The organism is Mycobacterium sp. SMC-4 (genome assembly GCF_025263265.1).
Taxonomy (GTDB): Bacteria; Actinomycetota; Actinomycetes; order Mycobacteriales; family Mycobacteriaceae; genus Mycobacterium.
Map to the genome: position 1 here is coordinate 1 of NZ_CP079879.1, position 1,489 is coordinate 1,489.

The 1,489-nt window shown below is 64.4% G+C and carries 1 protein-coding gene; it reads right to left on the bottom strand.

Annotated features, from left to right (window positions below; translation table 11 throughout):
- Positions 1-34: 34 nt before the first annotated feature.
- A complete protein-coding gene (locus KXD98_RS28385; protein ID WP_064961518.1) occupies positions 35-1,354 on the bottom strand; it encodes an IS256 family transposase in 1,320 nt (439 codons plus the stop codon).
- Between the last annotated feature and the right edge of the window lie 135 nt (positions 1,355-1,489).

Genomic DNA, 1,489 nt, shown 5'->3' on the forward strand with positions numbered 1-1,489 from the left:
GGAGGAATTGTCAATACCTGTGGATCGGCGTGTTTCAGGCGACCTCCGTTCCGGCTTGCTGATCGCCGTCTGAGGGCGGTGTCGGTGGGGTGATTTCGGTGGGGCGTTCGAGCAGTTTGCCCTTGTGGAAGACCGCGCCGGCGCGGACCAGGGCGACCAGGTGTGGTGCGTTGACGGCACGCCAGCGGGCCGCGGCGGCGTCGATGAGCTTGTAGGCCATGGCCAGACCAGCCGCACGTGATCCCGGCCCCTTGGTGACCTTGGTTCTCAAACGTACTGTGGCAAAGGTGCTTTCGATCGGATTTGTCGTGCGTAGGTGGATCCAGTGCTCGGCGGGATAGTGGTAGAACTCCAGTAGGGTGTCCAGATCGTCGGTGATCTTGGCGACCGCCTTGGGGTACTTGGCCCCGAAGTCGACCGTGAAGGCCTTGACCGCGACCTGGGCCTTGTCGATATCCTCGGCGTTGTAGATCTCCTTGAGCGCCGACAACGCCGACGCGTGCGCTGATTTCGGCAGGGCGGCAAGCACATTGGCTTGCTTATGAAACCAGCACCGCTGTTCTTTGGTGGCCGGGAACACCTCGCGTACCGCTTTCCAGAAGCCGAGTGCGCCATCGCCGACGGCGAGCACGGGTGCGGTCATGCCGCGTCGTTTACAGTCGCGCAGCAGATCAGCCCACGACTCGGTCGATTCCCGGTAGCCGTCGGTGATCGCCACGAGCTCTTTGCGGCCGTCCGCGCGCACGCCGAGCATCACCAGCAGACACAGCTTTTCCTGGTCCAGGCGGACCTTGAGGTGGATGCCGTCGACCCACAGGTAGACGTAATCGGTGCCCGACAGGTCCCGGGCGGCGAACGCGCGGGCCTCGTCCTGCCACTGGCTGGTCAGCCGGGTGATCGTGGTGGCCGAGAGCCCGGCACCCGAGCCCAGGAACTGCTCCAGAGCGGGGGTGAAGTCGCTGGTGGACAGCCCGTGCAGGTACAGCAGCGGCAGCACTTCGCTCATCTGCGGTGACTTGCGTGCCCAGGCCGGCAGGATCGCCGAGGAAAACCGTTTCCGCTCACCGGTGTCGGGGTCGACGCGTTTGTCGTTGACTCGCGGTGCTTTCACCTCAACTGCCCCGGCTGCCGTCAGCACCTCGCGGGCCTGGTGATAGCCGTTGCGGACCACCAGCCGATGCCCCTTCTCATCGAGCTGATCGGCGAACTGGGCCACGTAGGCGGCGACCTCAGCCTTCAACGCGGCGGCCAGCATCTGACGGGCGCCGTCGCGGACGATCTCGTCCAACAACGACCGACCAGCACCGCCAGTGCTTTCGTTGGCCTCGATGGCATCGTGAACTACGGTGAGCATGGGCGTACCTTCCCGAACCAGCGCGCCAACGCCGGCTCATGATCGGACCTTCGGATATTCAGATCATCCTCGGGAAGGTGCGCCCACTTTCACGCCCCCTCACCGAGGCTCATCCACAGGTTCTGATCATTGCTC

What these genes read in the sequence shown, in the direction of transcription:
- KXD98_RS28385 (WP_064961518.1), bottom strand. Translation starts at nt 1,354, where the DNA reads ATGCTCACCGTAGTTCACGATGCCATCGAGGCCAACGAAAGCACTGGC.